Raw genomic sequence first — 233 nt, 5'->3', positions numbered from 1 at the left:
CTCAATCCACTGATCATACCAACATTGCCCGATACTACCATACTGAACGTCTGGGTTGCCGAAGAAACATCTTCATAAGATACGCTGTATGTTCCGTCTGACAGGTTGCCGGTCGTCAACGTAATGCTTCCGTCTGTGCCGGAACAGGCCGTTGGGTTACTCTCAGCATTACCTGACAAGGTTGGAATGGATGGATCGCTCAACGTAACGTCTATATCAGCGACTGAACTACA

1 protein-coding gene is annotated in these 233 nt (G+C 48.5%); it reads right to left on the bottom strand.

The window, feature by feature from the left end:
• Positions 1 to 233: hypothetical protein (locus AAOP42_RS00285; protein ID WP_349526454.1), on the bottom strand; the 233-nt coding region annotated here is incomplete at both ends.

It is taken from the genome of Reichenbachiella sp. MALMAid0571 (genome assembly GCF_040151475.1).
Classification (GTDB): Bacteria; Bacteroidota; Bacteroidia; order Cytophagales; family Cyclobacteriaceae; genus CAXBNB01.
The sequence above is the reverse complement of the archived record's forward strand: the minus strand, read 5'-3'. Positions and strand labels throughout refer to the sequence as shown.